The following is a 26,857-nucleotide window of genomic DNA, read 5'->3' as shown; positions in this document are numbered from 1 at the left end:
CCCCATCCCGTCCCCGCGCCCCTTTGTCACGCAACAATCTCCAAGGAGAAACGCAATGCGCAACCCGACCGTGGCACAGCAGTTCGTGGACGTGCTGCTGCAAGCCGGGGTGGAACGGATCTACGGCGTCGTCGGCGACAGCCTCAACCCGATCGTGGACGCCATCCGCCGTACCGACGGCATCGAGTGGGTCCACGTACGCAACGAGGAGGCCGCGGCGTTCGCCGCGGCCGCCGAGGCCCAGCTCACCGGGCGGCTCGCCGTCTGCGCCGGCAGCTGCGGACCGGGCAACACCCATCTGATCCAGGGCCTGTACGACGCCAACCGCTCCGGCGCCCCCGTACTGGCTCTCGCCTCGCACATACCCTCGAAGCAGATCGGCACGGGCTTCTTCCAGGAGACCCACCCCGAGCGGCTGTTCACCGAGTGCAGCACTTACTGCGAGATGGTCGTCCAGCCCTCCCAGATGCCCCGGGTGCTGCGGATCGCCATGCAGCGCGCCATCGCCGACAACGGCGTCTCAGTGCTGGTCATGCCCGGCGACCTGGCCCACGCCCCCGCCGGCCACCCCACCGGATCCAGCAATTTCGTCACCGCTCTCGGCCGGGTCACACCGCCCACCGAGCAGGTCTGGGACCTCGCCACGAGGCTCAACGCCGCGGAGAAGGTGATGCTGTTCTGCGGCGCCGGCGTCCAGGGCTCGCACGACGAGGTCATGGAACTCGCGGCCCGGCTGAACGCGCCGGTCGGCCACAGCCTGCGCGGCAAGGAATGGATCCAGTACGACAACCCGTACGACGTCGGCATGAGCGGGCTGCTGGGCTACGGCGCCTGTTACGACGCGATGCACGAAGCCGATCTGGTGGTACTGCTCGGCACCGACTTCCCGTACGACGACTTCCTGCCGCAGGCCCACACCGTGCAGATCGACCACGACGCGGGACGGATCGGGCGACGCACCCCGCTGGACCTGGGGGTGCACGGCGACGTCGGACAGACGCTGCGCACGGTTCTGCCGCTGGTCGACCGCAGGCAGGACCGTTCGTTCCTGGACCGGATGCTGAACCGCCACACGAAGTCTCTGGAGAACGTCGTCTCCGCCTACACCCGCAAGGTCGAACACCACACCCCGATCCACCCGGAGTACCCGGCCGCGATCCTCGACGAACTCGCCGCCGACGACGCCGTGTTCACCGTCGACACCGGCATGTGCAATGTCTGGGCGGCCCGCTACATCACCCCCAACGGGCGCCGCCGGGTGATCGGTTCGTTCCTGCACGGCACGATGGCCAACGCCCTGCCGCACGCGATCGGCGCCCAGTTCGCCTACCCAGACCGACAGGTGATCTCCATGTCCGGCGACGGCGGGCTCGGCATGCTCATGGGCGAGCTGCTCACCGTCAAACTTCACGATCTGCCGGTCAAGACCATCGTGTTCAACAACTCCTCGCTCGGCATGGTCAAGCTGGAGATGATGGCCGACGGCATGCCGGACCACGAGACCGATCACGGACCCGTCGACTACGCCGCCATCGCGCAGGCCGTCGGGATCCACGCCATTCGCATCGAGGACCCCGCGCAGATCCGAGCGGGGCTCAAGGAGGCGCTGGCCCACGACGGACCCTGTCTGGTGGACCTCGTGACCGACCCCAACGCGCTGTCGATCCCCCCGCACATCAGCGGCGAACACGTGAAGGGCTTCGCCTTCTCCGCCGGCCGGACGGTCCTCAACGGAGGTGTGGGAAAGATGCTGGACCTGGCCAGGGCCAACCTGCGCAACATTCCGCGGCCCTGATCCGTACCCTCCCCACCGTCCTCGACCCTCATGGAACGAGCAATGACCGATCCCCATGCCCAGGGCGCCACGATCCTCGCCGACCCACTCCGCAACAAGGGAACGGCCTTCAGCCCACACGAACGGGCCGACCTCGGACTCGACGGCCTGCTGCCACCCGCCGTGGAGACCCTCGACGAACAGGTCAGCCGCGCCTACGAGGCGTTCCACGACTACGGCAAGGCGCTGAACCGGCACATCTATCTGCGGCAGCTTCAGGACACCAACGAAGTGCTCTTCTACCGCCTGGTGACCGACCACCTGGAAGAGCTGCTGCCGGTCATCTACACCCCGACCGTCGGTGAAGCCTGCCGCCGCTTCAGCTCGATCTACCGTCGGCCCCGCGGGCTGTACCTCTCCTGGGGGGACCGCCACCGGTTCCGCGAGATCCTGCGCAACCGCCCCCACGGCGACGAGGGCGTGGACGTCATCGTCGTCACCGACGGCCAGCGCATCCTCGGCCTCGGCGACCAGGGCGTCGGCGGCATGGGCATCCCGATCGGCAAGCTCAGCCTCTACACAGCCATCGGCGGCATCGACCCCGCGCGCACCCTGCCGATCCTTCTCGACGTCGGCACGGACAACGAGGAACTGCTCGCCGACCCGCGCTACCTCGGTCGGCGCGAACACCGTCTCACCGGCGCCGAGTACGACGAGATGATCGAGGCCTTCGTCTCAGCCGTCGAGGCGGAGCTGCCGGGCACGCTGCTGCAGTGGGAGGACTTCGCCACCCCGCACGCGCGCCCCATCCTCACCCGCTACCGCGACCGCCTGCTCACCTTCAACGACGACATCCAGGGCACCGCGGCGGTGGCCCTCGGTGCCCTGTCCACCGCCGCGGCGGTGGCCGGTACGCCGCTGCCTGAGCAGCGTCTGGTGGTGCTGGGTGCGGGCTCCGCCGCCATCGGCGTCGCCGACATGATCCGGACGGCCGTGATCGAGGAGGGTCTGTCGGCGGCCGAGGCCGCCGGGCGCTTCTGGGTCGTGGACATCGACGGCCTGCTCACCCGCTCTCGCACCGACCTGACGGACGAGCAGCGCGTGTACGCGCGCGAGGACACCGAGGCCACGGGCTGGAACGGCACGAGCCTTGCCGAGGTGGTACGCCGTGTCGCGCCCACCGCCCTGATCGGGCTGTCGACGGCGCACGGCGCGTTCAGCGAGGAGATCGTCCGGCAGATGGCGTCGGCCTGCGAGCGGCCGATCATCTTCCCGCTCTCCAACCCGACCTCGCACGCCGAGGCCGATCCGGCCGACCTCGCCCGCTGGACGGACGGCAGGGCGCTGATCGCCACCGGCTCGCCGTTCCCGCCGCTGCTGGTGGACGAGCAGGAGGTGCCGGTGGCCCAGGCGAACAACGTGTACGTCTTCCCCGCCATCGGACTCGCGGTGACGGCGAGCCGCGCCACCCGGGTCACCGACCGGATGCTGGTGGCGGCCGCCCGCGCCGTCGCCCGGTGCGCCGCACGGGCGCAGGACGCCGGCGAAGGACCGGCCCGGCTGCTGCCGCCACTCGCCGGCATGCGGGAGGCAGCCCGGGACATCGCACTGGCCGCCGCACTCGCCGCGGTCGAGGACGGCGTGGCGCCGAAGGCGACCGAGGAGGAACTGCGCGAAGCCATCGCCGCGACGCGGTGGACTCCCCACTACAGCACGGCACCGGTCGCCTCGTGACGGCGCCGCCCTGCTTCCACCCGCGTGCTCACAGGAGGTTCCCATGCCCGCGATAACCGCTCCGGACCTGCTGGTCCTGCCCCGGATTCCGGACTTGGACGGCATCGCCACGGACCGCCCGGTCGCCCACCTCAAGACCAGTGTGGACGAGGCGCCCACCGAGGGCTTCGGCGTCCGCCGGGTGTTTCCCGTCCCCGGCGCGGGCATGCGCATGGCCGACCCCTTCCTCCTGCTCGACCACCGCGCCGACACCGTCGTGGAGCCCCGCACGGCGAAGGGACGCTACTTACCTGATCGACGGCGAGATCGAGCACGAGGACACACACGGCGGCGGCGGAGTCATCCGAGGCGGCGACACCCAGTGGATGACGGCCGGCTCCGGCATCCAGCACCACGAGAGCCCCTCGGAACGGCTGGTCATGGAGGGCGGTGCCGTCCAGGGCGTACAACTGTGGGTGAACCTGCCGAGCACGCTCAAGATGACGGCCCCGCGCTACCAGGACATCGGGGGCTCCCGGCTGTCGCTGCTGACCTCCGGGGACGGCGGCGTTCTGGTGCGCGTCATCGCCGGCGAGATCGCCGGTCACCGCGGCCCCGGCGTCACGCACACCCCGATCACCCTCGCCCACGTCTCGATCGCACCGGGAGCCCGGCTTCGCGTGCCGTGGCGGCCGGACTTCTCAGCCATGGCGTACGTCCTGTCCGGGCGGGGTACGTTCGGAGCCGAGCGGCGGCCCACGGTCGAGGGACAGATCGCCTACTTCGGGGCGGGCGAGACACTGACCGTGACGGCCGGTGACCGTCAGGCGAACCGTACCGGCGAGATGGAGGTGCTGCTCCTGGGTGGCCTGCCGCTGGGTGAGCCGCTGGCGGCCTACGGACCGTTCGTGATGAACACCCACGAGGAGATCACCCAGGCCATCGAGGACTACCAGAGCGGCCGCATGGGAGTGATTCCCGCCTCGGCGGCCTGACGACGGGCTGCGCCGTCGGGCTGGGCAACGGGTTGTCGCAAGACCTGTGAGGCACGATTCTGGAATGGGGACATCGGCGACCGTGTGCTGAGCACGGCTTCGCCCGTGTCATGCCGAAGTGAGCTGTCATGGACAACGAAGTCTGCTGGCACGACGACCGCGGTGCGCAAGGCACGGCCGCGGTGCCCCTTGATGCCCGTGGCCTGGTGAGCGCGTGGAACGCCGAGGCCGCACGGCTGCTCGGTTATGAGACCGACAGCATCGTGGGACGCCCGGCCACCGACCTGCTCGCCGCACCCCTCCCGGCGGCTGTCGAAGTCCGCCTGGCCAGACGGACGGACTGGACGGCCACGATGGCGCTGTGCAGGGCCGACGGCACCCGGGTCAGCGTTCTCGTCCATGCCGTCCCCCAGCAGGACATCCGCGGAGAGACAAGCTGGATATGGCTGCTGAACCGTCCTCCGGCCCCGGCGACGGACAGCGGCGACGGCTTGCTGGAACGGTCGTTCCCCCAGTTTCCTGTGGCCCTGCTCCTCCACGACACGGAGGCACGGGTGACGCGCGCCAACACCGAGGCGCTCCGGCTGCTGGACCTGCGACCGGACGACGTGCTCGGCCACCGGACCGACGAACTTGGCACCGGTCCCCTGCATCACGACCTGACAAAGGCCGTGAGCGAGGCTGTACACACCGGTGCGCCGGTGTGCCGGGAGGTGGTGGCCCGCGCGACCGAGCACGCGCGACCGCACACATGGTCACTGCTCGTCACGCCGCTCAGGGACCCCACCGGCCGGGTGTACGGCGCCTCCACTGTCGCGCGGGAGATCACCGAAGCGGTCCGGGCCCGGCGCCGGATGGATGTGATGAACGAGGCGAGCGTCCGGATCGGGTCCACCCTGGAGGTCGTGCGCACGGCTGAGGAACTGGCCGAGCTGGCCGTCGAGCGGTTCGCCGACTTCGCCGCCGTGGACCTGCTCGATCCCGTCTACAGCGGCGAGGAGGCCAAGCCCGGCTGGCCGGCGGATGCCACCGCGATGCGCCGCGCGGTCAATCGTTCGATTCTGGAAGGCTGTCCGGAGGCCAGGTTCCAGCCGGGCGAACTGAGCCACTTCCCCGAGGGTTCACAGCTGGCGGACGCACTGGCCGCGGGCATCGCCGCTCGTTACGACGCCAGCCCGGAGACGGCTCCCCAATGGCTCCGCGAGCGTCCCGACCTGGTGTCGAAGATGGCGGAGTACGGAACCCATTCGTTCCTCTTGGTTCCGATGAGGGCGCGCGGGACCCCGTTGGGCTTCGTGTTCTTCACCCGCCATCGCACGCCCGAACCCTTCGACGACGACGACCTGCTGCTGGCGCAGGAGATCACAGCTCGGGCCGCGGTCTGCGTGGACAACGCGCGCCGCTACGCCCGTGAGAGAAACACCTCGATCGCGCTTCAACGCAATCTGCTCCCGCAGCGTCCCCCCAGGCAGGCGGCGGTCGAGATGGCCGGCAGGTATCTACCGGCCGGATCGGAGGCCGGCATAGGCGGCGACTGGTTCGACGTCATCCCGCTGTCGGGAGCACGGGTCGCTCTGGTGGTCGGCGACGTCGTCGGCCACGGGATCCAGGCCTCCGCCACGATGGGCCGTCTGCGCACGGCGGTACGCACCCTGGCCGACGTGGACCTGCCGCCCGACGAACTCCTCACCCATCTCGACGATCTCGTGCTGCGCCTAGACCAGGCCGAGGAGGGGGAGGCCGAGGGAGCCGGTGAGGGATCGGCGAGCGAGGTGGGCGCCACGTGCCTGTACGCGGTCTACGACCCCGTCTCGCGCCGCTGCACTCTGGCGCGGGCGGGGCATCCGCCACCGGTCCTGGTCCACCCGGACGGCACCGCCGAATTTCCCGAGGTCCCCGCGGGTCCGCTCCTGGGTATCGGCGGGCTGCCTTTCGAGACGGCCGTGCTGGACCTGTCGGAGGGCACCATTCTGGCCCTCTACACCGACGGTCTGATCGATGCCGCCGATCGTGACATCGAGGCGGGGAGCGAACGGCTGCGCACCGCGCTGACCAGCCGTACACAGTCCCTGGAGGGCCTGTGCGACAAGGTACTGACCGCTCTGCTGCCGAGTCGACCGGTCGACGACGTAGCTCTCCTCCTGGCTCGGACCCGCGCCCTGGACGCCTCCCACGTGGCCGCGTGGGATGTCCCCGCCGACCCGGCCGTCGTGGCCACCGTCCGCAGGCAGGCCGTGGAGCGGCTGGCCGAGTGGGGACTGGAGGAGGCCTCCTTCGTCACGGAGCTCGTGGTGAGCGAGTTGGTCACCAACGCGATCCGCTACGGGGAAGAGCCCATCCAGCTCCGTCTCATCCGCGACCGCGCCCTGATCTGCGAGGTCACGGACGCAAGCAACACATCGCCGCATCTGCGCCGCGCCCGCGTCTTCGACGAAGGCGGCCGCGGACTTCTCCTGGTCGCCCAGTTGGCTGGCCGATGGGGCACCCGCCACACCACCCGCGGCAAGACGATCTGGGCCGAACAGGACCTCCCCCAGCGTGCTCGCGCCTGCCCGTCAACCCAGGGCGTCACCGCCCCGGACTTATTCCGGTGACGAGGGGGACCGCCGGGCCGGACGGGAGAGCATGCGGCGGCCGGCCTCCAGCAGATACGCGTGCAGCTCGCCGTCCGACAGTTCGGGGAAGGCCGCGGTAGCGCTCCGCAGACCGCCGAGCGCGGCGGCGACGTACACGCGCTCACCGGTATCGGCGCAATCCCGGACGAACGGCTGCGTCAGCCGTTCGGCGAGGCAGGCCACCCTGCCCTTGAGGGCTTGGTTCCGCACCACTCCAGCGTCCTGGAGAAGAAAGACCATCAGGCTCCGGTGCCTCACCAACAGATCGACATAGCCGGTCAGCGCTTCGCGCCTGCGGACTGCAGTCGTCTGCTGCCCTTCCAGCGAGTCGAAATACTTCTCCACATCCACGAAGGCGGGTTCCGCGACGGCAGCCAGCAAATCCTCCTTGGTGCCGAAGTGATAGGTGATCGCCGGCTTCGTGATACCCAACACGGACGCGATCATCTGAAGAGAGGTTCCCTCGTAGCTGTTCTCGACGAAGAGCCCGAGGGCCACTTGGGCGATCCTCTCCCGCGACCGCTCTGCAACGTTCATCACACCCCCACTCGCCCCCAACAGTCAACTATATGAACGTTAAGTGTATCACTTTCCGCCCGTAAAGCCATGGGTTACGATTCAACTTAACGATCGTATAGTCGACGTTGAAGGAAGACCATGCCTGCCTACCTGGCTGACACCCCGTCCGCGTACCGCTCACTGGGCCTTGAGAAGGGCGTCGTCAAGCCGTCGGAGGACGGCCTGCGCACCGATCCGGGCGGCACCACCTTCGAGTGGTGGTACTTCGACACCCACCTGGAGGACGGCACCGCGCTGGTGATCACCTTCTACACGAAACCGATGCTCGCGCCCGCGCTGCCTCTGACTCCCATGATCAGGATCGATCTGGAGCGACCCGACGGCACCACCATCGAGCGCCGACTGACGTTCTCCCCGGACCAGTTCTCGGCGTCCGGGGACGGCTGCGACGTACGGATCGCCGCGAACACCTTCTCGGGCGACCTGGCGACTTACACGATCCACGTCGAGGACGAGGGGTTCACCGCGGACGTGACCCTCGAGCGGACGGTCCCCTCCTGGCGGCCCGAGACGGGGCACATGTACTTCAACGACGGTCGGGACACCGGCGAGAAGCTGCTGGGCTGGGTCGCACCGGTCCCGGTGGGCACGGTGGAGGCGACCCTCACCCTCGACGGCGTCGAAGAGACTCTCCGCGGTATCGGCTACCACGACCACAACTGGGGCGACGCGCCCCTCAACCAGCTGATCCACAACTGGCGGTGGGGCCGAGCCCAGGTCGGGCCGTACAGCCTCGTCTGGTGCTACATCACCGCCGAGGAGCAGTACGGCGACGACACCATCCCGCTCTTCCTGATCACCAAGGACGGCCGGATCGTCGCCGACGACGCGAAATCCGTCACCCTCAGCACCGGCGACAGGCTCACCGACGACCACACCGGCAAGCCGGTCGACAAGCGCGAGGTGTACGAGTACTCCGGGCCGGAGGGTCACTACCGCCTCACCCTGGGCCTTGAGCAGGTCCTCGTCCGCAACAACTTCATCGACGACCTGGAGGGACCTCAGCGCGAAGCGGCCCAGGCGGCCGGCTTCGACGCCAGCTACCTGCGGTTCACGGGGAGCGCGACGGTGGAGCAACTGGTCGGCGAGGTGATCACGGAGACGCACACGGCCTCCGCCATCTGGGAGCTGATGTACTTCGGCCACGCCCGCTGACTCCCGAGCGACGATTCATCCCCTCCGTCGCCCCGGGACGACACTCCGGACGTCGGCGTACACGCGCCGCCTGACGGCGGGGCGACAGCGGGAGTGATCACCGACGACGCCCCTGCCCGTTCAGAGCGGCCCGAACGAACTCGACATCCTGTGACGGCACGCCGGTTCAGACCGACGTGCCGTTTCGTCGTGTCCGGGCCCGGGCCGCGACGTGCCGTGCGGCGCGACGACCGAGCGAAGGACACACGACAGACAGCCACCCGAAGAAGCCCGCTAGGACAAGAACGGGACGCCGTATTCGGGGGGCGTCCCTTTGAGACGCGGCGCTCCGGCGACCGGCACGGTCCGGCTGTTCGAGGTCACCAGACCGGCTTGGTAACCCGCGACGAGCTGGGTGAGTTCGGAGATGATCGCATCGCGGCTGACGGGCGGCGCTTCCAGGATGTACCCGATCGTCACGGACTCCACGGCGCGCACCATGATCCAGGCGGCGGCGTCCACCTGCCTCACAGGGCGGGGGTGCTTGAACAGCAGCGACGTGCCCACAAGGTCGTCGATGCGCCGCATGCATTCGGCCCGTTGGGTGTTGGCGTCACGCGGTAGTTGCTCGTAGACCACTCGGAGCAGGCCAGCGTCGGTCTCCAGAGCGTCCAGCAGGGCCTCGACGGTTGTGCGCACGCTGTCGGCGGCATCGAGGTTGGCCACGAACGCGTCGGTGATGCGACGGTTCAGCTGCTCGATGTACCGGTCGAGCACCTGGGTGAGGATGGCCTCCTTGTCAGGGAAGTATTGGTAGAGGGAACCGGGACTGATGTCCGCCTTGGCGGCGATACGGCTGGTGCTGGCTCCCTCGTACCCGCGCTCCAGGAGAACCTCACGACCAGCCGCGATAATCCGCTCGACCATGGCCCGGGAACGATCCTGTTTGGGTGCGCGCCTGGTAGCGCGATGCGTCTTGGAGGTCACGGCTCTCATCCCTAAAACGCGAATTGAACGCGAGTAAATATTCGTGTCAGCATTTCGAGCATGACATCTCCCTCACTCCCCGCACAAGACACGCGAGCAGCATCACCATATCCACAGCGCTTCCGCGAAGCTCCGGAGCGGAGTACCCGTCATGGCAAGGTCCTGCGCCGCGTAGCCGGCGTCGAGCAGATCGACGAAAAGCTGCTCGACCTGATAGGCCGCCGTCTGTACGAGCGTGACGAGCTGGGCGCCGAGCTGGTCCAAGCGATGCGCAGCGACGCCGCCGACCCGAGCGGGCGCGTCACCATGGCGCAGTTCAACAAGGCGCTGGACGAGGGGATCCGAGTCGTCCCTGACGCTCCGGACGCACTCGTGCGGTTCTTCGCCGTGGTCGACGAGGTGCCGGACTGGGTCGACTTCGACCTGGTCGAGCGGGGCGCCGGCGTGCTGTGGCGGATGGGGCGCGTGTCGACCGACGTGCTGCTGAATCTGTCCCTCATCGGCTCCTACCGGTACGGCGGCCCCGCCGACCTGCTGGCACTCACGGGCGCGCTGACGAGCTCGAAGGCCATGCGGCGACTCGGGGAGACCGAGACCTGGACGCACGCGGTCGCCGGAGCGGGCGGGATGCGGCGCGACGGGCAGGGCTTCAAGCTCACCGTCCACGTGCGGCTGATGCACGCGCTCATGAACAACCGGTACGAGCACAACGGCCGCTGGGAAACGGAGCGCTGGGGACTCCCCATCAACCAGACCGACCAGGCGAGCACTCTCGGCCTGTTCAACAGCATCCTCCTCATGGGGACGCGGTTCCTGGGCTGGCGGGTGAGCGCCGAGGACGCCGCCGCCTTCATGCACCTGTGGAAGTACGTCGGCTGGCTCCTCGGGATCAACGAGGACTGGCTCTTCGACACGGAACGCGAACAGAACGCCTTCAACTATCACGTGCTCATCGCCCAGAGCGGCCAGACGGACGCCGGCGGCGCCTTGACCCAGGGGATCCTCGAAGGGGAAAGCCGTGTCGACCGTGGGCGACTGCACCCCCTTCGTTCCTGGTACGCGCGCGCCCGTCTGCTCGGTACCCTGAGGTACTTTCTGGGGAAGGAGAGCATGCAGGAGCTCCGCATACCGGTGGGGCTGCCGTGGATGGTGCCGGCTATCTTCGCGAAGAACCTCGCGGCCTCCACCGTCCTGGATCGCACCGCGGGCGGACGCCGTTACCTCGAGAAGGCCGGCGCGGCGTACCGTAAGAAGCGCATTGACCTGCTGTTCGAGGGCGCTCGCCAGAAGATCGGAGAGCTTCCGCTCTGACCCAGGCTCCGCCTGGCAGGTATGTGTGTCTGTGAATCTCCCTTCGGCCGCCACTCACCTCCTCCGGCTTACTTAGCGTTCGTTAGACTGATGCGGACGGTTGTCGGCTGCAGGGGCAAGGAGAAGGTGGGATGGCGGGGAAGGTACCAGCGGCGCCCAAGGAGCAGGCGACCTCGGATCCCGAGGTGCGGATCGACGACTGGCGCGAGTTCGCGCCGCTCGACCTCCCTCCGATCCTGGTGGCCGCTCTGGACAACTTCCGCGAGCACGGCTACCACGGCACGTCGGTGCGCGACGTCGCCCGTCAGGCCGAGGTCAGCCTGCCGATGATCTACTACCGATACGGCAACAAGCAGGGCCTGCTGGTGGCGCTGCTCGAAGGAGCCATGGGCGAGGTACTGCGACGGACGAGACTCGCCGACGCGGAGGCCGAAGGGCGTGTGCTGGACCGGTTCGCCAAGGTCGTCGAGTGCATCGTCCTCCACATGACGCACCGGGCGGCGACGGCCGCGCTGGACGCCGAGATGCGGTATCTGGAGCCCGAGAACCGGAAGAAGTACGCGGCGCTGCGCAAGGAGGTGGAGCAACTTCTCCTGGAGACCGTCGATGAGGGCGTCGCGCAGGGGCTGTTCGAGGTGGACCGGGCCCCCGACACCACACGGGCCCTGCTCGGCATGTGCCAGGCTGTCAGCGGTTGGTACCACACCGACGGGTCGCTGACACCCGAGGACATCGCCGACCGCTATGTGGCGATCGCCCTGCGCACCGTGGGAGCCCGCGTGCGGCCCGCGCCACGCTCCCGGGCGAAGTGACCGGTCCGCTCGCGAAAGCCCGGCGCCACGGCCACTGCGCGCCGTCCGATGCCGGCGACGGCATAGCCCGGGAATCGAAGTCGGCATCGCGAAGCACGCAGCCATCGCGGCTCCGGGCCCGATCGGCATCGGTGCGCACCGGGCACCGATGACCCGAGTCCGCAGGAGTCACCGACCCCGAGCCGCGACACTCCGCGGTGCCGACGGGTGGACGTCGCAGGGGGTGGAAGGTCACTCCGCCGATTCCGTCCGACTGCTTGACGGTTTCCCCGCCTCTGACCTAGCTTGCATTAACGATCGTTAGATCGGACCGTTAAAGGGCAGGCCCACGACAGGTCGGGAAAACCCGGCCACGCCTGATCCACACGGCAGAACGCCGCTGATCGTCCCCAAACGTCGTGGACACATCTCCGCCGCCGTACGCCCGCTCCGTGCGGCGGCGGGCCGCAGACAGACGGCGATGGGCCGGGAAATCCTGGATCCTCGCCCAGGTGCGGATTCGGCGACCGACTCCGCGCCACCAGCGGCCTCGGCCGGCCGAGGCCGCGTCACCCCCGTTGAGACCCGCTCCCTCCTTCTTTCCCCGAGCCGATCACAGGGACTTCCATATGGACACCTACCGAGACATCTCCTCCCTCTACATCGACGGCGAGCAGCAGCGACCGCTCAGCACGGAGACGTACACCGTCGTGTCGCCCTCCACCGAGGAGGAGATCGGCCACATCCCCGTCGCGGGTGCGAAGGATGTCGACACGGCGGTGGCCGCGGCCCGCCGCGCTCTCGACGCACCCGGCGCGCCCTGGGCCACCTCGACCCCGGCTGAGCGCGCCGACGCCATGGAGCGGTTCGCCGACGCCATCGAGGCCCGCGCCGACGAGCTGAGCCGGCTGGTCAGCCGCCAGAACGGCATGCCCATCGCCATGTCCCCGATGGTCAACGCCTACGGCCCGGCCGCGCTCCTGCGGTACTACGCGGGCCTCGCCCGGACGTTGGAGTGGGAGGAGCGGCGCCCCGCCTTCACCGGTGCCACCACTGTCGTACGGCGGGAGCCGGTCGGTGTCGTCGCGGCGATCGTGCCGTGGAACTACCCGCAGATGCTCGCGATGACGAAGATCGGACCCGCGCTCGCCGCCGGATGCACGATCGTCCTCAAGCCCGCGCTGGAGACCTCCCTGGACGCCTACGTCCTCGCCGAAGCCGCCGCCGAGGCAGGTCTGCCGCCCGGCGTCCTCAACATCCTGCCCGGCGGCCTCGAAGCCGGCGAGGCCCTCGTCTCGCACCCCGGCGTCGACAAGGTCGCGTTCACCGGGTCCACGCCGGCCGGCCGCGCCATCGGCGAGGTCTGCGGACGCCTGCTGCGCCCCGTCACCCTCGAACTCGGCGGCAAGTCCGCGGCGATCATCCTGGACGACGCCGACCTGGCCGCCACCATCGCGGGCCTCCCTGAGACGTCGCTCGCCAACAACGGACAGACCTGCTACCTCAGCACCCGTATCCTCGCTCCCGCCAGCCGGTACGACGAGATCCTCGACGCGATCTCCACGCTCGCCTCCAGCCTTACGGTCGGAGACCCGCTGGACCCCGCCACCGCGGTCGGGCCGCTCGTCACCGCCCGCCAGCGTGAGCGCGTCGAGGGTTACATCGCCTCCGCCCGGTCCGAGGGGGCCCGGCTCACGGCCGGCGGCGGTCGTCCCACCCACACCGAACGAGGCTGGTACGTGGAACCGACCATCTTCGCGGACGTCCGTCCGGAGATGACGATCGCCCGCGAGGAGATCTTCGGCCCGGTTCTCACCGTCACCCCGTACGGCACCGACGACGAGGCGGTGATCCTGGCCAACGACTCGGAGTTCGGCCTCGGCGGCAGCGTCTGGACCTCCGACGACGAGCGGGGCATGGCCATCGCGCGCCGGGTGCGCACCGGCACCATCGGGCTCAACGGCTACAACTTCGACTTCTCCGCTCCGTACGGCGGCCGGGGCGCCAGCGGCCTGGGCCGCGAGTACGGCCCCGAGGGGCTGAACGCGTACCTGGAGTGGAAGTCGGTCTACCTCCAGGCCTGATCAGGGGGCTTCGCGAGGCGGTACACGTGCGTATCCGGCGCGGGCCGCCTCGCGAAGCACACAGACGTCGGACCCGTGCCCGGATTCGTTCCCGACGGCCACACGACGCCATGGGCGCGGTACGTCCACATGAGGCAACCGGGGGAATCGGGTTCCTGCGACATGCCGTCGCCGCTCAAGAAGGGTCAGCAATGCCCGTGCAGCACGAGGACGATGTGATAGTCACCCGGACCGGTGCGGTTCTCCGGGTGACGTTCAACCGTCCGGACCGCCTCAACGCTTTCACCATTCCGATGCTGGACAGCGTGGCGGCAACCATAGAGGACAGCGCCGCGGATGCCCGCGTACGGGCCATCGTGCTCACCGGCGCCGGACGGGCCTTCAGCGCCGGCGCTGACCTCGCCTCCCAGGGTGCGCCGCGGGGAGGTGGAAGGCCAGAGGTCGCCACCATCGACGCGGCCAACCGGCTGACCACGGCCGTGCGCCGGGTTCCAAAGCCGGTCATCGCAGCGGTGAACGGTGTCGCCGCCGGGGTCGGCTGCTCCTTCGCGGTCGCCGCCGATCTGACCGTCGCCAAGGAATCGGCCTACTTCCTGATGGCCTTCGCCAACGCCGGGCTGATGCCCGACGGCGGCGCCACCGCTCTGCTGCCGGCCGCCGTGGGCCGGGCCCGTGCCGCCCGCATGGCACTCCTCGGCGAACGCGTCTCCGCCGCGCAAGCCGTCGAATGGGGTCTGATCGCGGCCAGTTTCCCCGACGAGGTCTTCGAAGGCGAGGTCGACCGGCTCGCGCAGCGGCTCGCGGAAGGCCCCACCGAGGCGTACGCGTACACCAAGCGCGCGATCAACGACTCGGCTCTCGCGCACCTTCCCCATGCGCTGGAGGCCGAGCGGGAAGGGCAGTCCGCGTTGTTCCGGACCTTGGACCACGCGGAAGGGACCGCCGCATTCCGCGAGAAGCGCACGCCCAGGTTCTCCGGCGTGTGACGGCGACCGGGGCTCGCCCGCCCTGCCGGCCGACGGATCGCGCCGCATCGCAGGAGGACCACGTCGGCGGCAGATCAGGGATCGGTATGACCGCCTCGTCGACGGGCACCGGCCTCACCGGGGAGCGGAGCGTGCCCGGGCTGCCTGCCGGAAGCCGTCTGGACTCGTCCGGTGCGGGACGCCCTCAGTCATCGCCGGCGCGAACCCCGGCCGGGGTGATTGCGTCGACCGCGATGTCTCACGCGGTCGTCCGCCGTCCCACGGCTTGATCCACCTGAAAGGCAGTCCCATGCAGCGCACTCTCCACGAACCGGAGCACGAGTTGTTCCGCGGCTCGGTCCGGGCTCATCCAGCGCTAGGTGGCACCGCACTACACGCGCTGGGAAGCCGATGCGCGCGTACCCCGCGAGGCCTGGACCGCCGCGGGGAGACAGGGCCTGTGCCGGGAACCTTGGTACCGGAGGAGTACGGCAGCGGGGGGCTGGACGACTACCGGTTCCAGGCGATAGTGAAAGGAGGCCGGAAGCGCACCTGGCTCCCGGGCCTGGCCGGCGGGCAGCTCATCGGCGCGATCGCGATGACCGAGCCCGGCGCGGGCAGCGACCTTCAGGGCATCCGGACCACCACGAGGCGGGACGGCGACGTCGTCGTCCTGAACGGACAGAAGGCGTTCATCGGGGGCGGCAGCAAGGCCGACGTCGTGATCATTGTGGCACGCACCGATCCCGCGGGCGGATCGAAGGGCTTCAGCCTCCTGCTGGTCCCCAGCGATCTGCCGGGGCCCGCCTGCGGGCGGACCCCGCAGGGGATCGGCCTGCACGGGCACGGCACCTCCGAGTTGTTCTTCAACGAGGTGCGAGTCCCGGCCGACTGCCTGCTCGGTACCGAGGGCAGGGGCCTCGCCCGCCTCATGGAGAGACTTCCCCTGGAGCGGCTCTCCATCGCCGTGTCCGCGCTCGCCGGAGCACTGGCCCCCTACGACTGGACGCATGCGGACCCCACTGGTGCTGCGCCCGGTGCGGGACGGCGTCGCCACGGTGACCCTGAACCGGCCGGAGAAGCTCAGAGCGCTGACCCCCGAGATGTTCCGGGAACTGCGCGCGCAGCTGGACCAGTTGGCGCACGACGACACCGTGCGAGCACTCGTGCTCACCGGCTCCGGCAGACCCTTCTGCGCCGGACACGGCCTCGGCACCCTGCCCTCGACGGAGTCGGCGGACGAACATGTCCATGAGGCGGAGACCATCGACCTGCTCGAGGCGTTTCCCCTGCCGACTGCGGGGAAAATCCGGGGTCCCTGCCTCACCAGCGTCCTGGAACCCACCCTGGCCTGCGACCTTCTGGTGGCCGCCGAGTCCGTGGTTCGCCGACGCCTACGGCACCTGGGGACTGGCCCCGGTGTGGGGGATGTCGGTACGACTGCCGGAGCGGGTCGGCCGGGCCGTGGCCAGGGAAGTCAGCTTCACCAGCCGCCGTGTCGACGGCCACGGCGCGGCGGAGATCGGCCTGGTCGACCGGTGCGTCGCCGACGACCGCCTCGACGGGGCGGTCGCGGAACTCACCGCGGAGATCGCGGCCAACTCCGCGGGGACGAACCGCATTTACAAGGCGCTCTACGCCCGGCAGAGCACGATGGACCGGGGCGAGGCGCTTCGCTTCGAACGAAGCCTGCCATTCGGGCTGCCCGAGGACCGGACAGCCCGGCTGAACGCCACTCGCCGCTGAACGGCAGCCACGCCCGGAGAAGCCGGGCGCATTCCGAAAGAGCGGTGCGAAGAGACGCCGCCGAGAAGCGATACCCAGCAGTTACGCAGAGAGGAAGACAAGCGTGATCACCACCAGGTTCACCGAGAAGTTCGGGATAGCACATCCCATCGTCCAAGGCGGCATGCAGTGGGTCGCCCGTGCGCCTCTCGTGGCGGCCGTGGCCAACGCCGGAGGGCTCGGGTTTCTCAGCGCCCTGACCCAGCCCACCCCCGACGACCTGCGGAAGGAGATCGCACGCTGCCAGGAGCTCACCGACAGACCCTTCGGGGTGAACCTGACCGTCCTGCCCACGATCAGTCCGCCGCCGTACGCCGAGTACCGCAAGGCGATCATCGAGTCCGGCGTGCCGATTGTGGAGACCGCGGGATCGAACCCGGCCGAACACCTGGCTGACTTCCACGCGCACGGGGTCAAGGTCATCCACAAGTGCACGAGCGTACGGCACGCGGTCAAGGCCGAGCAGCTCGGCGTCGACGCGGTCAGTATCGATGGTTTCGAATGTGCGGGGCACCCGGGCGAGGACGACATCCCGGGCCTCGTTCTCGTCCCGGCGGCAGCCGAGGCGCTGACCGTCCCACTGCTGGCCTCGGGCGGTTTCGCCGACGCGCGTGGCCTGGTCGCCGCGCTCGCGCTGGGTGCGGACGGCATCACCATGGGGACCCGGTTCATGGCCACCGCCGAGTCCGAGATCCACAAGAACGTCAAGCGGCGGCTCGTCGAGGCCGACGAGCGGGACACCCAGCTTATCTTCCGTCAACTGCGCAACACCGCACGGGTCGCGGACAACGCGATCAGCCGCGAGGTCGTGCAGCGCCTGAACGAGGGAGCGGCATTCGCCGACATCCGCGACCTCGTGGCTGGCGCCCGGGGAGTGAAGGTCTACGAGTCCGGCGACCTGGACCACGGTATCTGGACGGTCGGCATGGCGCAGGGCCTCATCCGCGACATCCCTACCTGCGCCGAGTTGGTGGAGCGGACCGTCCGGGAAGCCGCCGAGATCATCACGGGAAGGCTCGCGGCGGTGCTGGGCCGCCCGGCCGGGATCGCGTCATAGGCGACGCGCCACCGGGCCGTTGACGGCTCGTGGCTTCTCCACGGCTCGGATGTGTCACCGCGCCGAACGACCCACCTGCTGGCTTCTCCCGTGGGAGGAGCCAGCAGGTGTCAGTGGCGGTAGTGCGCGAATACCTGGTACGACCGATCCCGGCGGCCTGGCCTCAGGCGAACCCGGCCGGCAGGCCGGCGACGGTCGCCGACACGGCACCACCAGCGAGGCCGCGCCCTTCGCAGCCATGGTGACGGACTGTGTCGCTCGCTGCCTGACGCCGATGGAGGCGGACCGCGCCGCCCGTGCGCGAGACTCCTGTAACCGGCCGGCTGTTCGTGGAACACGCCCTGGCGCCGAAGGCACAGAACCTCGATCGGACCGTGCGCGGCCGCGCACACGCTTCCCCGAGCTGACATCTCAGCCGAGCCGACGGCGTCTCGTGGAGGCGACGGGTCCCGGGCCGCCGCTGCTCGCCCAGGCGGGTCTCCCCTCAGCGGACCTGGCCGCCAAGGCCTTCTGCTCCTTGTCCCGGAGAACGGCGTGATCACCGGCTTCGTCCTCCCGGGCCGACCTGGCACCGACCGGCAGGCGATAGCCCGGCACCGGCCCCCGCCGGTCGGTCGTTCTCGCATGCCGCGTCGTGCGTTGGCCGACGGAGGACTCGCGATGGCCGAAGTCGTGGCCGAGATGTCCCGGTCACCGCAGACACGTCGTGTCCGTCGAGTCGCGGCCGAGTCGTGCCGGGGCCGGTGCCGCCTCCCGGTGCCGCATCACCTCCTGGCGGCGTTCAGGCCCGCCAGAGTTCGCTTCCTGCGCGCACCACGGGGAGGTGCGGCACCACCGCGCGCCGGGAGGTGCGGGTGAGCGCGAGGACGAGTTCCGCGATGTCCTCGCTGGTGACCATCTCGGTCGGAGCCAGGCGTTCGTGCATCCAGGCACTCATGTCGGTGTCGACATAGCCGGGACAGATCGCGGTCGCGGCCACCCCGGCCACCGAGACCTCGGTGTTCACTGCCTCGCACAGCGCGACCAGCGCCGCCTTGCTCGCCCCGTACGCCGCCAGTCCCGGCTCGGGCGCGAAGGCGGTGATCGACGAGATCGCGACGATCTTCGTGCCGGTTTCCGGGGACAGTGTGACGGTCTCCCGCAGCAGGTCCAGGCAGGCGTCGATGAGGACGAACGGCGCGCGGACATTGACGGTGAACTGCTTGTCGAAGCGGTGCATCGGATAGCCGCCCAGCGGCGCCGACGAGCCGACCCCGGCACTGACCACCAGCGCGTCCAACCTCCCGTACGCCGCGCGGTGGACGTCTGCCACGCTCCGTACGGCGTCCTCGTCGGACATGTCGCCGACGGCCACCTCGGTGCGCGCCCCCAGCCGGGCGAACTCCTCGGCGGCGGCCCGCAGTGCGTCGCCGTCGCGGGCGGTGAGGGTGAGGTCGTACCCCTCCCGCGCGAGCCGCCGCGCGATGGCGCGGCCGATGCCGCGGGAGGCACCTGTGACCAGTGCCGCCCTCCGGGCACCGGTCACAGGACGGCTCCGTCGCGGCCAAGGGCCAGGAGTCCGGCCCTGACGAGCGCGGGCACGGAGTCGCCCGCGCCGGCGAAGCCGTCGCCGACGGTGACGCCCTTCAGGTGACGGGCGTACACGCCTTCGGAAATAACGGCGATCTTGAAGTAGGCGAGCGCCTGGTAGAACGGCATCAGCGTGATGTCCCGGCCGGTCAGCAGGGCGTACTGTTCGGCGAGTTCGAGTGGCCCCGGGAATCCGGGGGCCGTGGCGGCCGGGGTGTCGAGCAGGGCGTCGACCGCGGGGTCGCGGTAGGCGAGGAAGGTGCCCAGGTCGGCGAGTGGATCGCCGAGTGTGGACAGTTCCCAGTCCACGACGGCGCGTACCCGGCTCAGGTCGGTCGGATCGAGAATGGTGTTGTCGACCCGGAAGTCGCCGTGCACTATCGACGCGGCGCTCTCCGTCGGCAAGGCATCCTCCAACGCCTTGTGCAGGCGCGGGAGTCCGGGCAGCGGACGGGTGGCGACAAGGTTCCACTGGGTGCGCCAGCGGTCGAGCTGGCGCCGCAGGTACCCGTCGGGCCGCCCCCAGCCGCTGAGTCCGGCTTCGGCGTACGGGACGGCGTGCAGTCGGGCCAGCTGCTCCACGAGACCGTCGGCGCACCGCTTGAGGTCGTACGGCGTGAGGCCGGCGGTGTCCGCACGGGAACGCAGGACCCGCCCTTCGACATAGGCCACGACGGTGAACGGGACGCCGGTCACGGACGGATCCGTACAGTGGGCGACCGCGGAGGGAACGGCCACTCCTCTGCCCCGGAGGGCGGACATCACCCGGAACTCACGGCCGACGTCGTGCGCCGAGGGGGTGAGACCGCCCAGCGGCGGACGGCGTACGACCCATCGTGAGTGGCCGTCCGTGACGAGGTAGGTGAGGTTGGAACGTCCGCCGTGCAGCACCCTCGCGGACAGCGGCCCCTGGCAGCCGGGGACGTTCGCGTCGAACCAGCGGCTGACGGCACCGAGGTCGAGACCGGGCGGGTCGGTCGTGCCGGCGGTCTCCGGTGGAGAGAAAGAGTGCGTCATGGCGTCACCGGTCCTGCTCCGGCCGGTCCGGTGCGGCGCCGGGAAGCGCGGTTCCGTGTCATCGGGCGGTCTCCTTCCTGGCAGCGGCCAGGTCGCGGCCGATGATCTCCTTCATGATCTCGGTCGTCCCGCCGTAGACGGTCTGGATACGCGAGTCGAGGAAGGCGCGGGCGATGGGGTACTCCCTCATATAGCCGTAGCCACCGTGGAGTTGAAGGCAGCGGTCCACCGTCTTCGTCTGCAGTTCGGTGGCCCACCACTTCGCCTTGGCCGCGTCCACGGCGGTGAGGGTCCCGTCGTTGAGGGCTTCGACGGCACGGTCGAGATAGACGCGGGTGACGTCGGCCTCGGTGGTCAGCTCGGCCAGCAGGAAGCGGCTGTGCTGGAAGTCGGCGACCGGGCGCCCGAAGGCGGTGCGCTCGGCACAGTAGTCCAGAGTCTGGGCCAGCACGGTCTCGGTGACGCACTGGGCAGTCACGGCGATGGCCATCCGTTCGCGCGGCAGCCGCTCCATGAGGTGCATGAACCCCCGTCCTTCGACGCCCAGGAGGTTGACCGCCGGAACGCGCACCGAGTCGAAGAACAACTCGGCGGTGTCCTGGGCGTGCAGGCCGATCTTGTCGAGCTTGCGGCCCCGTGTGAAGCCGGGCATATCCCGTTCCACGACGAAGAGGCTCATCCCACGGGCCCCCGCGGCGGGGTCCGTGCGCGCCAGTACGATGACCAGATCCGCGTGGATTCCGCTGGTGATGAAGGTCTTGGCCCCGTCGAGCACCCACACGTCGCCGTCACGGACTGCGGCGGTGCGGATGCCCTGGAGGTCGCTGCCCGCTCCGGGCTCGGTCATGGCGATGGCCGTGATGGTCTCCCCCGAGCAGGCCCCGGGCACCCAGCGCCGCTTCTGTTCCTCGGTGCCCAGGTCCAGAAGGTAGGGCAGCACGATGTCGTCCTGGACGCTGAACCCCGAGCCCAGGGAGGCCGCGCCGGCCTTCGCGATCTCCTCCATCATCACCGCGCGGTAGCGGAAGTCGTCCTGTCCCGCGCCGCCGTACTCCTCGGGAGCGGCGAGTCCCAGCAGGCCCTGCTTGCCGGCGGCGGTCCACACGCTCCGGTCGATGAGGTGGTCGGCGTCCCAGCGTTCCTGGTGCGGGACGACCTCGCGTGCGACGAACTCCCGGACGATCTCCCGGAAGTCCTCGTGGTCCTGTTCGTAGAGCGTTCGTTCCACGGTTGTTCTCTCCTCAGATGTTCGCGCGGTGCAGCGCGTCGGCGACGGTGGCGAGCGAGGCTGCCTTCTCCTCGTAGCTGTCGCCGTGGGGGATGACGGACAGGGTGGTGACTCCGCTCGCGGCGAACGCGCGGAGCCGGTCGGCGATCCGGTCCACGGGCCCGAGCAGGCTCGTCTCGTCGATCAGCCCGAACGGCACTTCGGCAGTGGCGGCTTCGGTCTCGCCCGCGAGATAGAGGTCCTGCACCGTCCGTGCTTCCTTCTCGTAGCCGAGGGCCCGTGCCTGAGCGTTGTAGAAGTTCTTCTCTCGGCTTCCCATGCCACCGACGTAGAGCGCCGCGTAGGCACGGACCCGGTCGGCGCAGGCGTCGAGGTCGTCCCCCACCGAGACCGGGACGCTCGCCACGATGTCGAAGCCCGCCAGACCTCGTTCTCCTCGCCCCTCGCGCAGTTGCGCGAGATTCGTGTCCGCGTGGGAGGGTGCGTGGAACAAGGCGAGCCAGCCGTCCGCGATCTCACCGGCGAGACGGATGTTCTGCGGACCGACGGCCGCCAGGTAGACGGGGATCGCCTCCCGCACCGGATGGATGATCAGACGGAGTGGTTTGCCGGGCCGGCCGCCCGGCCCCGGCAGGGGCAGCGGGTAGTGCTCGCCGTCGTGACGGACGAGGTCGCGTCGTACGACACTGCGCACCACCTCGATGTACTCACGGGTGCGGGCCAGTGGCCTGCCGAACTCGACCCCGTGCCAGCCGGCCGACACCTGAGGGCCGGAGACGCCGAGGCCGAGGTGGAAGCGGCCGTCCGACAGGGCGTCCAGTGTCGCCGCCGTCATACCGGTCATCGCCGGGGTGCGGGCCGGAATCTGCATGACCGCCGAGCCCAGTCCGATGCGGGAGGTCCGGCCGGCCAGCCAGGACAGCACGCTGACCGCGTCCGATCCATAGGCCTCGGCGGCCCAGACGATGTCGTAGCCGAGGTGTTCCGCCTCCAGCCCGAGCGCCAGGGGTTCGGCGCCTCCGGCGCTTCCCCAGTGCCCCATGCTCAGGCCCAGTCTCACCGGTTCTCTCCCGTGTGCGGGTGCTGGACTACCACCGCGGCGCCCAGCAGACGGGCGGCTTCGGAAGCGTCGAATCCCCAGTCGGCGAGGGCGCCGCGGGAGTCCTGGCCCACGACCGGCGAGGGTCCCTGGATCCGGCCCGGAGTACGGTCGAAGCGGGGCGCCGGCGCCGGCTGACGTGTCCCGCCGGTCTCGGCGAAGACGGTGCGTGCCGCGTTGTGCGGGTGCAGGTGCGCTTCCCAGGGACTGAGCACCGGGGCCACGCAGGCGTCGGTCGGTTCGAAGATCGCGGTCCACTCGTCGCGGGTGCGTTCCTTGAACGCGGCGGCCAGTCGCTGCCGCAGCTCGGGCCAGCGTTCGCGGTCGTACTGGCCGGGCAGCTCGGGGTCGCCGGCCAGGCCGAGGCCGGCGAGGAGCTGGGCGTAGAACCTCTCCTCCAACGGGCCGACGGCCACGTACCGGCCGTCGGCCGTCTCGTAGGTGGTGTAGAAGGGCGCTCCCCCGTCGAGCAGGTTCTCGCCCCGTTCCCCTTCCCACTGCCCGGCCGTGCGCAGTCCGTGCAGGGCGGTGGTGAGGAGCGCTGCTCCGTCGACCATGGCGGCGTCGACGACCTGGCCCAGGCCCGAGCGCTCGCGTTCGTACAGCGCGGCCAAGATCCCGAACGCCAGCAGCAACCCGCCCCCGCCGAAGTCCCCGACCAGGTTCACCGGCGGAACCGGCGGCCGGTCCGGCGGACCGATCAGGCCGAGAGCGCCGGAGACGGCCAGGTAGGTGATGTCGTGCCCGGCGCGCGGAGCGAGCGGGCCGCTCTGCCCCCAGCCCGTCATCCGTCCGTACACCAGCCGGGGGTTGACGGCCCGGCAGTCCTCCGGGCCGATGCCCAGGCGCTCGGCGACCCCGGGCCGGAACCCCTCGACCAGGACGTCGGCCCGAGCGGCCAGGCGCCTGACGAGCGCGGCGCCCTCGGGCTGCTTCAGGTCGACAGCCAGCGAGCGCCGGCCCCGGGCCAGCGGATCGACGGACGCGAGGGTGTCCGGATCGACGTCCGAGGCACGATCGACGCGCAGTACCTCCGCGCCCAGGTCGGCCAGCACGGTGCAGGCGAAGGGCCCCGGGGCCATGCTGGCTATCTCCAGGACCCGCAGACCGGACAGGGGACCGTGTCCAGTGGCGTTCGGGGCTGTGGTTCGGTCCTGGTTCACGTCGCCTTGCCGCCGATCTCGATGGTCATCTCGCCCTCCCGGTACAGCCGCCGCACAGCGCGCTTGTCGTACTTGCCGACGCTGGTCTTCGGGATGGCGTCCAGGAACGTCCACCGCTCGGGAATCCACCACTTCGCGACCCGACCTTCGAGAAACTCCCGCAGCTCGGCCGAGGAGACGGTGGCACCTTCGGCGAGCGCGACACAGGCCAGGGGACGCTCGTCCCACTTAGGATCGGGTACGCCTACCACGGTGGCCTCGACGACAGCGGGGTGCTCGGCGATGGCGTTCTCCAGCTCCACCGTGGAGATCCACTCGCCACCGCTCTTGATGCCGTCCTTGAGCCGGTCGCGTACGACGATCCAGCCGCCGGGTCCCACCGTGCCCAGGTCACCGGTGCGCAGCCAGCCGTCGTCGAACTTGTCGGCCGTGTTCTCGGTGTGCAGATACGCGCCGGTCACCCATGGTCCGCGCAGCTGGAGTTCGCCGGCCGACTCTCCGTCCCAGGGCTGCTCGGTGCCGTCCATGCCCATGACGCGCACGTCGACCAGAGGCATCAACCGGCCGCTCTTCAGGAGCCAGTCGACGTCCTCGTCCTCCGGGATGTCGCGCGGCGGCGCCGACCATGTGGCCAGCGGACTCGTCTCGGTCATTCCCCAGCCCTGGATGAGCCGGATGCCGTAGCGCTCCTTGAGGCCGGCGACGAGGGCGCGCGAGGGGCTGGAGCCGCCGCAGCCGGCCAGCCGGACGGAGGACAGGTCGAGAGCGTGCTCCGGCCCCTCGTGCAGCAGTCCGTTCCAAAGGGTGGGGACGGCGGCGACCGCCGTGGGCCGTTCCTCGTTGATGACGCTGGCGAGGCCCGCGATGTGCAGGTGACGCCCGTTCATGATGAGGTCGGCGCCGGCCAGCCAGGCCGCATAGGGCCAGCCCCAGGCGTTCGCGTGGAACATCGGCACGATCGGCAGCACCCGGTCGCGGTCGGTCATGGCAGCACCGTTGCCGCATGAGACGCCCAGGGTGTGGAGCCAGATGGAGCGGTGGCTGTACGCCACGCCCTTCGGGTCGCCGGTGGTGCCGGTGGTGTAGCAGAGAGCGGCGGCGGAACGCTCGTCGACCTCCGGCCAGCGGAAGCCCGGTTCCTCGGCGGCGAGCAGTTCCTCCCAGCCGTGGACGTGGATGTGGCCGGGCAGCTCCGGGAGCACGCCCGCGCCGATGACGATCACATGACCGACGGTCGCGAGGTGGTCGCGCAACTGGCCGAGAAGCCCCAGAAGAGTGGAGTCGACGATCAGTACCCGGTCTTCGGCGTGCCGGACGACATACCCGAGCTGATCCGGGTGGAGGCGCAGGTTGAGGGTGTGCAGGACGGCGCCCATGGACGGCACCGCCAGATAGGCGGCCATGTGTTCGCGGGTGTTCCAGCTCAGGGTCGCGACGCGGTCGCCGCGCTCGACTCCCAGGCGGGTCAGGGCGGCCGCGAGCCGCTCCGCGTGCTCGGCGATCTCGGCGAAGCTCCAAGACCCACCGCCGTCCTGCGCGCAGCGCACCACACGGCTGCCCGCGTGCACCCGCTGCCCGTGCCGCAGCAGATCGCCGATCTGGAGATCCCGGTCCATCATCGTGCTTTTCATCTCTGCGGCTCCTTCATGCCCTCGGCCCCTTCAGGCTTCGGTTCCTTCGCGGCGGCGGCTCTGAGTGCCCGGCGGGCGATCGACCAGCGGTGGGTCTCGGACGGGCCGTCGTAGATGCGGAAGGGCCGCACCTCGCGCAGATACGCCGACAGGGGTAGGTCTCCGGAGATGCCGAGGGCTCCGCACACCTGTATGGCACGGTCGACGATCCGGCCGACGGCCTCGGCGGTGAAGGTCTTCGCGACGGAGGACTCGTGCTTGCCCGAGCGGCCCTGGTCGAGGACCCAGGCGGCCTCCCGGATCAGCGCGCGGGACGCGGCGATGTCGATCTCGTTGTCCGCCAGCTGCTGCTGCACCATGCCGAGTTCACCGAGCCGGCTGCCGAACGCCGTACGCTCGGCCGCGTAGCCGAGGGCCAGGTCGTGGGCGTGTCGGGCCAGCCCGAGCCAGCGCATGCAGTGGGTCAGCCGGGCCGGGGCCAGCCGCACCTGCGCGTAGGCGAAACCCCGGTCGACCTCGCCGAGAACCGCGTCCTCCCCGGCTTCGCAGCCGTCCAGCTCGATCTCACAGTGTCCGCCGGTGAAACCCTGGTCAAGACTCGGAATGTGCCGGACGACACGGAAACCCGGAGTGTCGGCCGGAACCAGGAACATGGTGGCGGCCGGTTCGGCGGCGGTGCCGGTGCGCGCCATGACGATGGCGAAGGCCGCTCCGTCGGCACCGGTGATGAACCACTTGCGGCCGTCCAGCACCCACCCGCCACTCGTCCGACGGGCGACGGTGGCCAGCTGGGAGGGGTCGGAGCCGGCACCCGGCGCGGGCTCGGTCATCGCGAAGCAGGACCGCACCTGCCCAGTGGCGAGCGGCTTCAGGAAGCGGTCCCGCTGGGCGGCGTCGGCGACCTTCTCCAGCAGCAGCATGTTGCCCTCGTCCGGTGCCGCGCAGTGCAGGGCGAGCGGGCCCAGCAGGCTGCGGCCGGCCTCTTCCAGGATGACGGACTGTCCCCGCAGATCGAGACCGAGACCTCCAAGGTGCTTCGGGACGGTCGGGGCGAAAACCCCGGCTTCCCGTGCTGCCCGCTGGAGCGTGTGACGCAGCGAGTCGTCCGGCTTGCCGGGGCCTCGGAGCATCTCCGCTTCGGCGGGCAGCACGGTGGTTCGTACGAACTCAGCCGTACGGTCGGCCAGTTCGGCCAGTTCGGGCTCAAGGGTGAAATCGATCGCCATGCGGTCCTCGCGGCTCCGGGAGGGCAATTACTTAACGTTCGTTCGAACGCTAGGCATCACCAGCGCCGCAGGTCAAGCTCTCTGATGTGATTCGCGAGCCAATCCGCCCCGAATTCCACCAGGACTCCTTGACG

20 protein-coding genes and 2 pseudogenes are annotated in these 26,857 nt (G+C 69.9%); 13 read left to right on the top strand and 9 right to left on the bottom strand.

The annotated features are described in order from the left end of the window. The first annotated feature begins 55 nt into the window (after window positions 1–55). From IEZ11_RS24345 to IEZ11_RS24330, 4 genes are all read left to right on the top strand, one after another. Complete coding sequence (locus IEZ11_RS24345) at window positions 56–1,795, top strand: pyruvate dehydrogenase (RefSeq protein ID WP_189264985.1); 1,740 nt, start codon at window positions 56–58, stop codon at window positions 1,793–1,795. Between the two features lie 42 nt (window positions 1,796–1,837). Beyond that, window positions 1,838–3,508: an NAD-dependent malic enzyme gene (locus IEZ11_RS24340; protein ID WP_308426491.1), complete on the top strand. Its 1,671-nt coding sequence runs from the start codon at window positions 1,838–1,840 to the stop codon at window positions 3,506–3,508. A gap of 140 nt (window positions 3,509–3,648) precedes the next feature. Then, on the top strand, window positions 3,649–4,482 hold the full coding sequence (locus IEZ11_RS24335; RefSeq protein ID WP_373294962.1) for a pirin family protein: 834 nt from the start codon (window positions 3,649–3,651) through the stop codon (window positions 4,480–4,482). Window positions 4,483–4,610: 128 nt separating this feature from the next. Continuing rightward, entirely contained in the window at window positions 4,611–7,076 is a 2,466-nt protein-coding gene (locus IEZ11_RS24330) for an ATP-binding SpoIIE family protein phosphatase (RefSeq protein ID WP_189264983.1), read from the top strand. On the opposite strand, the gene IEZ11_RS24325 is transcribed toward IEZ11_RS24330, so the two are convergent. Then, the gene (locus IEZ11_RS24325; RefSeq protein WP_189264982.1) at window positions 7,065–7,595 is read right to left on the bottom strand and encodes a TetR/AcrR family transcriptional regulator; all 531 of its coding nucleotides are present in this window, start codon (window positions 7,593–7,595) and stop codon (window positions 7,065–7,067) included. The two genes, IEZ11_RS24330 and IEZ11_RS24325, sit on opposite strands and share 12 nt — an antisense overlap. 159 nt (window positions 7,596–7,754) lie before the next feature. On the opposite strand from IEZ11_RS24325, the gene IEZ11_RS24320 reads away from it, so the two are divergent. Continuing rightward, complete coding sequence (locus tag IEZ11_RS24320; RefSeq protein ID WP_189264981.1) at window positions 7,755–8,831, top strand: hydroxyneurosporene dehydrogenase; 1,077 nt, start codon at window positions 7,755–7,757, stop codon at window positions 8,829–8,831. 273 nt (window positions 8,832–9,104) lie between these two features. Here the strand turns inward: IEZ11_RS24320 and IEZ11_RS24315 are convergent, their stop codons facing one another. After that, a complete protein-coding gene (locus tag IEZ11_RS24315; RefSeq protein WP_229713316.1) occupies window positions 9,105–9,797 on the bottom strand; it encodes a TetR/AcrR family transcriptional regulator in 693 nt (230 codons plus the stop codon). 60 nt (window positions 9,798–9,857) lie between these two features. Here IEZ11_RS24315 and IEZ11_RS24310 point away from each other — a divergent pair, with 60 nt between their 5' ends. The 8 genes and pseudogenes from IEZ11_RS24310 (at window position 9,858) to IEZ11_RS24275 (ending at window position 17,790) form a co-directional block, all read left to right on the top strand. Next, window positions 9,858–11,108 (top strand): oxygenase MpaB family protein, encoded by a 1,251-nt coding sequence (locus IEZ11_RS24310; protein WP_189264980.1) that lies wholly within the window; start codon window positions 9,858–9,860, stop codon window positions 11,106–11,108. A gap of 131 nt (window positions 11,109–11,239) precedes the next feature. Continuing rightward, complete coding sequence (locus IEZ11_RS24305; RefSeq protein ID WP_189264979.1) at window positions 11,240–11,920, top strand: TetR-type transcription factor C-terminal domain-containing protein; 681 nt, start codon at window positions 11,240–11,242, stop codon at window positions 11,918–11,920. A 608-nt stretch (window positions 11,921–12,528) separates the two neighbouring features. Then, the gene (locus IEZ11_RS24300) at window positions 12,529–13,983 is read left to right on the top strand and encodes an aldehyde dehydrogenase (protein WP_189264978.1); all 1,455 of its coding nucleotides are present in this window, start codon (window positions 12,529–12,531) and stop codon (window positions 13,981–13,983) included. A gap of 191 nt (window positions 13,984–14,174) precedes the next feature. Then, the gene (locus IEZ11_RS24295; RefSeq protein WP_189264977.1) at window positions 14,175–14,969 is read left to right on the top strand and encodes an enoyl-CoA hydratase; all 795 of its coding nucleotides are present in this window, start codon (window positions 14,175–14,177) and stop codon (window positions 14,967–14,969) included. Continuing rightward, a pseudogene (locus tag IEZ11_RS52480) lies at window positions 14,857–15,813 on the top strand (acyl-CoA dehydrogenase family protein); the annotation flags it as partial. The gene IEZ11_RS24295 and the pseudogene IEZ11_RS52480, both read left to right, overlap by 113 nt. A gap of 145 nt (window positions 15,814–15,958) precedes the next feature. Next, window positions 15,959–16,267, top strand: a pseudogene (locus IEZ11_RS52475) (enoyl-CoA hydratase/isomerase family protein); the annotation flags it as partial. Further along, complete coding sequence (locus IEZ11_RS51025) at window positions 16,194–16,694, top strand: enoyl-CoA hydratase/isomerase family protein (protein ID WP_308426490.1); 501 nt, start codon at window positions 16,194–16,196, stop codon at window positions 16,692–16,694. The pseudogene IEZ11_RS52475 and the gene IEZ11_RS51025, both read left to right, overlap by 74 nt. 103 nt (window positions 16,695–16,797) lie before the next feature. Further along, window positions 16,798–17,790 (top strand): NAD(P)H-dependent flavin oxidoreductase, encoded by a 993-nt coding sequence (locus tag IEZ11_RS24275; protein WP_189264975.1) that lies wholly within the window; start codon window positions 16,798–16,800, stop codon window positions 17,788–17,790. 781 nt (window positions 17,791–18,571) lie between these two features. Here IEZ11_RS24275 and IEZ11_RS24270 read toward each other — a convergent pair. From IEZ11_RS24270 to IEZ11_RS24240, 7 genes are read right to left on the bottom strand one after another with little or no spacing between them, the layout of a single operon-like run. Next, the gene (locus IEZ11_RS24270; RefSeq protein ID WP_189264974.1) at window positions 18,572–19,315 is read right to left on the bottom strand and encodes an SDR family NAD(P)-dependent oxidoreductase; all 744 of its coding nucleotides are present in this window, start codon (window positions 19,313–19,315) and stop codon (window positions 18,572–18,574) included. After that, window positions 19,312–20,376 (bottom strand): phosphotransferase family protein, encoded by a 1,065-nt coding sequence (locus tag IEZ11_RS24265; RefSeq protein WP_189264973.1) that lies wholly within the window; start codon window positions 20,374–20,376, stop codon window positions 19,312–19,314. Before IEZ11_RS24265 ends, IEZ11_RS24270 begins: the two co-directional genes overlap by 4 nt. A 58-nt stretch (window positions 20,377–20,434) precedes the next feature. Then, entirely contained in the window at window positions 20,435–21,604 is a 1,170-nt protein-coding gene (locus tag IEZ11_RS24260) for an acyl-CoA dehydrogenase family protein (RefSeq protein ID WP_189264972.1), read from the bottom strand. A gap of 13 nt (window positions 21,605–21,617) precedes the next feature. Further along, on the bottom strand, window positions 21,618–22,664 hold the full coding sequence (locus IEZ11_RS24255; protein ID WP_229713315.1) for an LLM class F420-dependent oxidoreductase: 1,047 nt from the start codon (window positions 22,662–22,664) through the stop codon (window positions 21,618–21,620). Next, window positions 22,661–23,866, bottom strand: a complete 1,206-nt coding sequence (locus IEZ11_RS24250) for a CaiB/BaiF CoA transferase family protein (protein ID WP_189264971.1) — start codon at window positions 23,864–23,866, stop codon at window positions 22,661–22,663. The genes IEZ11_RS24255 and IEZ11_RS24250 overlap by 4 nt, the downstream gene beginning before the upstream one ends. Continuing rightward, window positions 23,863–25,497, bottom strand: a complete 1,635-nt coding sequence (locus IEZ11_RS24245) for a long-chain fatty acid--CoA ligase (protein ID WP_189264970.1) — start codon at window positions 25,495–25,497, stop codon at window positions 23,863–23,865. The genes IEZ11_RS24250 and IEZ11_RS24245 overlap by 4 nt, the downstream gene beginning before the upstream one ends. After that, the gene (locus tag IEZ11_RS24240) at window positions 25,494–26,723 is read right to left on the bottom strand and encodes an acyl-CoA dehydrogenase family protein (RefSeq protein ID WP_189264969.1); all 1,230 of its coding nucleotides are present in this window, start codon (window positions 26,721–26,723) and stop codon (window positions 25,494–25,496) included. The genes IEZ11_RS24245 and IEZ11_RS24240 overlap by 4 nt, the downstream gene beginning before the upstream one ends. Between the last annotated feature and the right edge of the window lie 134 nt (window positions 26,724–26,857).

The sequence above is a fragment of the Streptomyces fuscichromogenes genome, from assembly GCF_014645815.1.
Classification (GTDB): Bacteria; Actinomycetota; Actinomycetes; order Streptomycetales; family Streptomycetaceae; genus Streptomyces; species Streptomyces fuscichromogenes.
The sequence above is the reverse complement of the archived record's forward strand: the minus strand, read 5'-3'. Positions and strand labels throughout refer to the sequence as shown.

Bases quoted from the DNA above. Each gene is read 5' to 3' on its own strand.
- IEZ11_RS24345 (WP_189264985.1), top strand. From the start codon at position 56: ATGCGCAACCCGACCGTGGCACAGCAGTTCGTGGACGTGCTGCTGCAA.
- IEZ11_RS24340 (WP_308426491.1), top strand. From the start codon at position 1,838: ATGACCGATCCCCATGCCCAGGGCGCCACGATCCTCGCCGACCCACTC.
- IEZ11_RS24330 (WP_189264983.1), top strand. From the start codon at position 4,611: ATGGACAACGAAGTCTGCTGGCACGACGACCGCGGTGCGCAAGGCACG.
- IEZ11_RS24320 (WP_189264981.1), top strand. From the start codon at position 7,755: ATGCCTGCCTACCTGGCTGACACCCCGTCCGCGTACCGCTCACTGGGC.
- IEZ11_RS24310 (WP_189264980.1), top strand. From the start codon at position 9,858: ATGACATCTCCCTCACTCCCCGCACAAGACACGCGAGCAGCATCACCA.
- IEZ11_RS24305 (WP_189264979.1), top strand. From the start codon at position 11,240: ATGGCGGGGAAGGTACCAGCGGCGCCCAAGGAGCAGGCGACCTCGGAT.
- IEZ11_RS24300 (WP_189264978.1), top strand. From the start codon at position 12,529: ATGGACACCTACCGAGACATCTCCTCCCTCTACATCGACGGCGAGCAG.
- IEZ11_RS24295 (WP_189264977.1), top strand. From the start codon at position 14,175: ATGCCCGTGCAGCACGAGGACGATGTGATAGTCACCCGGACCGGTGCG.
- IEZ11_RS51025 (WP_308426490.1), top strand. From the start codon at position 16,194: ATGTCCATGAGGCGGAGACCATCGACCTGCTCGAGGCGTTTCCCCTGC.
- IEZ11_RS24265 (WP_189264973.1), bottom strand. From the start codon at position 20,376: ATGACGCACTCTTTCTCTCCACCGGAGACCGCCGGCACGACCGACCCG.
- IEZ11_RS24245 (WP_189264970.1), bottom strand. From the start codon at position 25,497: ATGAAAAGCACGATGATGGACCGGGATCTCCAGATCGGCGATCTGCTG.
- IEZ11_RS24240 (WP_189264969.1), bottom strand. From the start codon at position 26,723: ATGGCGATCGATTTCACCCTTGAGCCCGAACTGGCCGAACTGGCCGAC.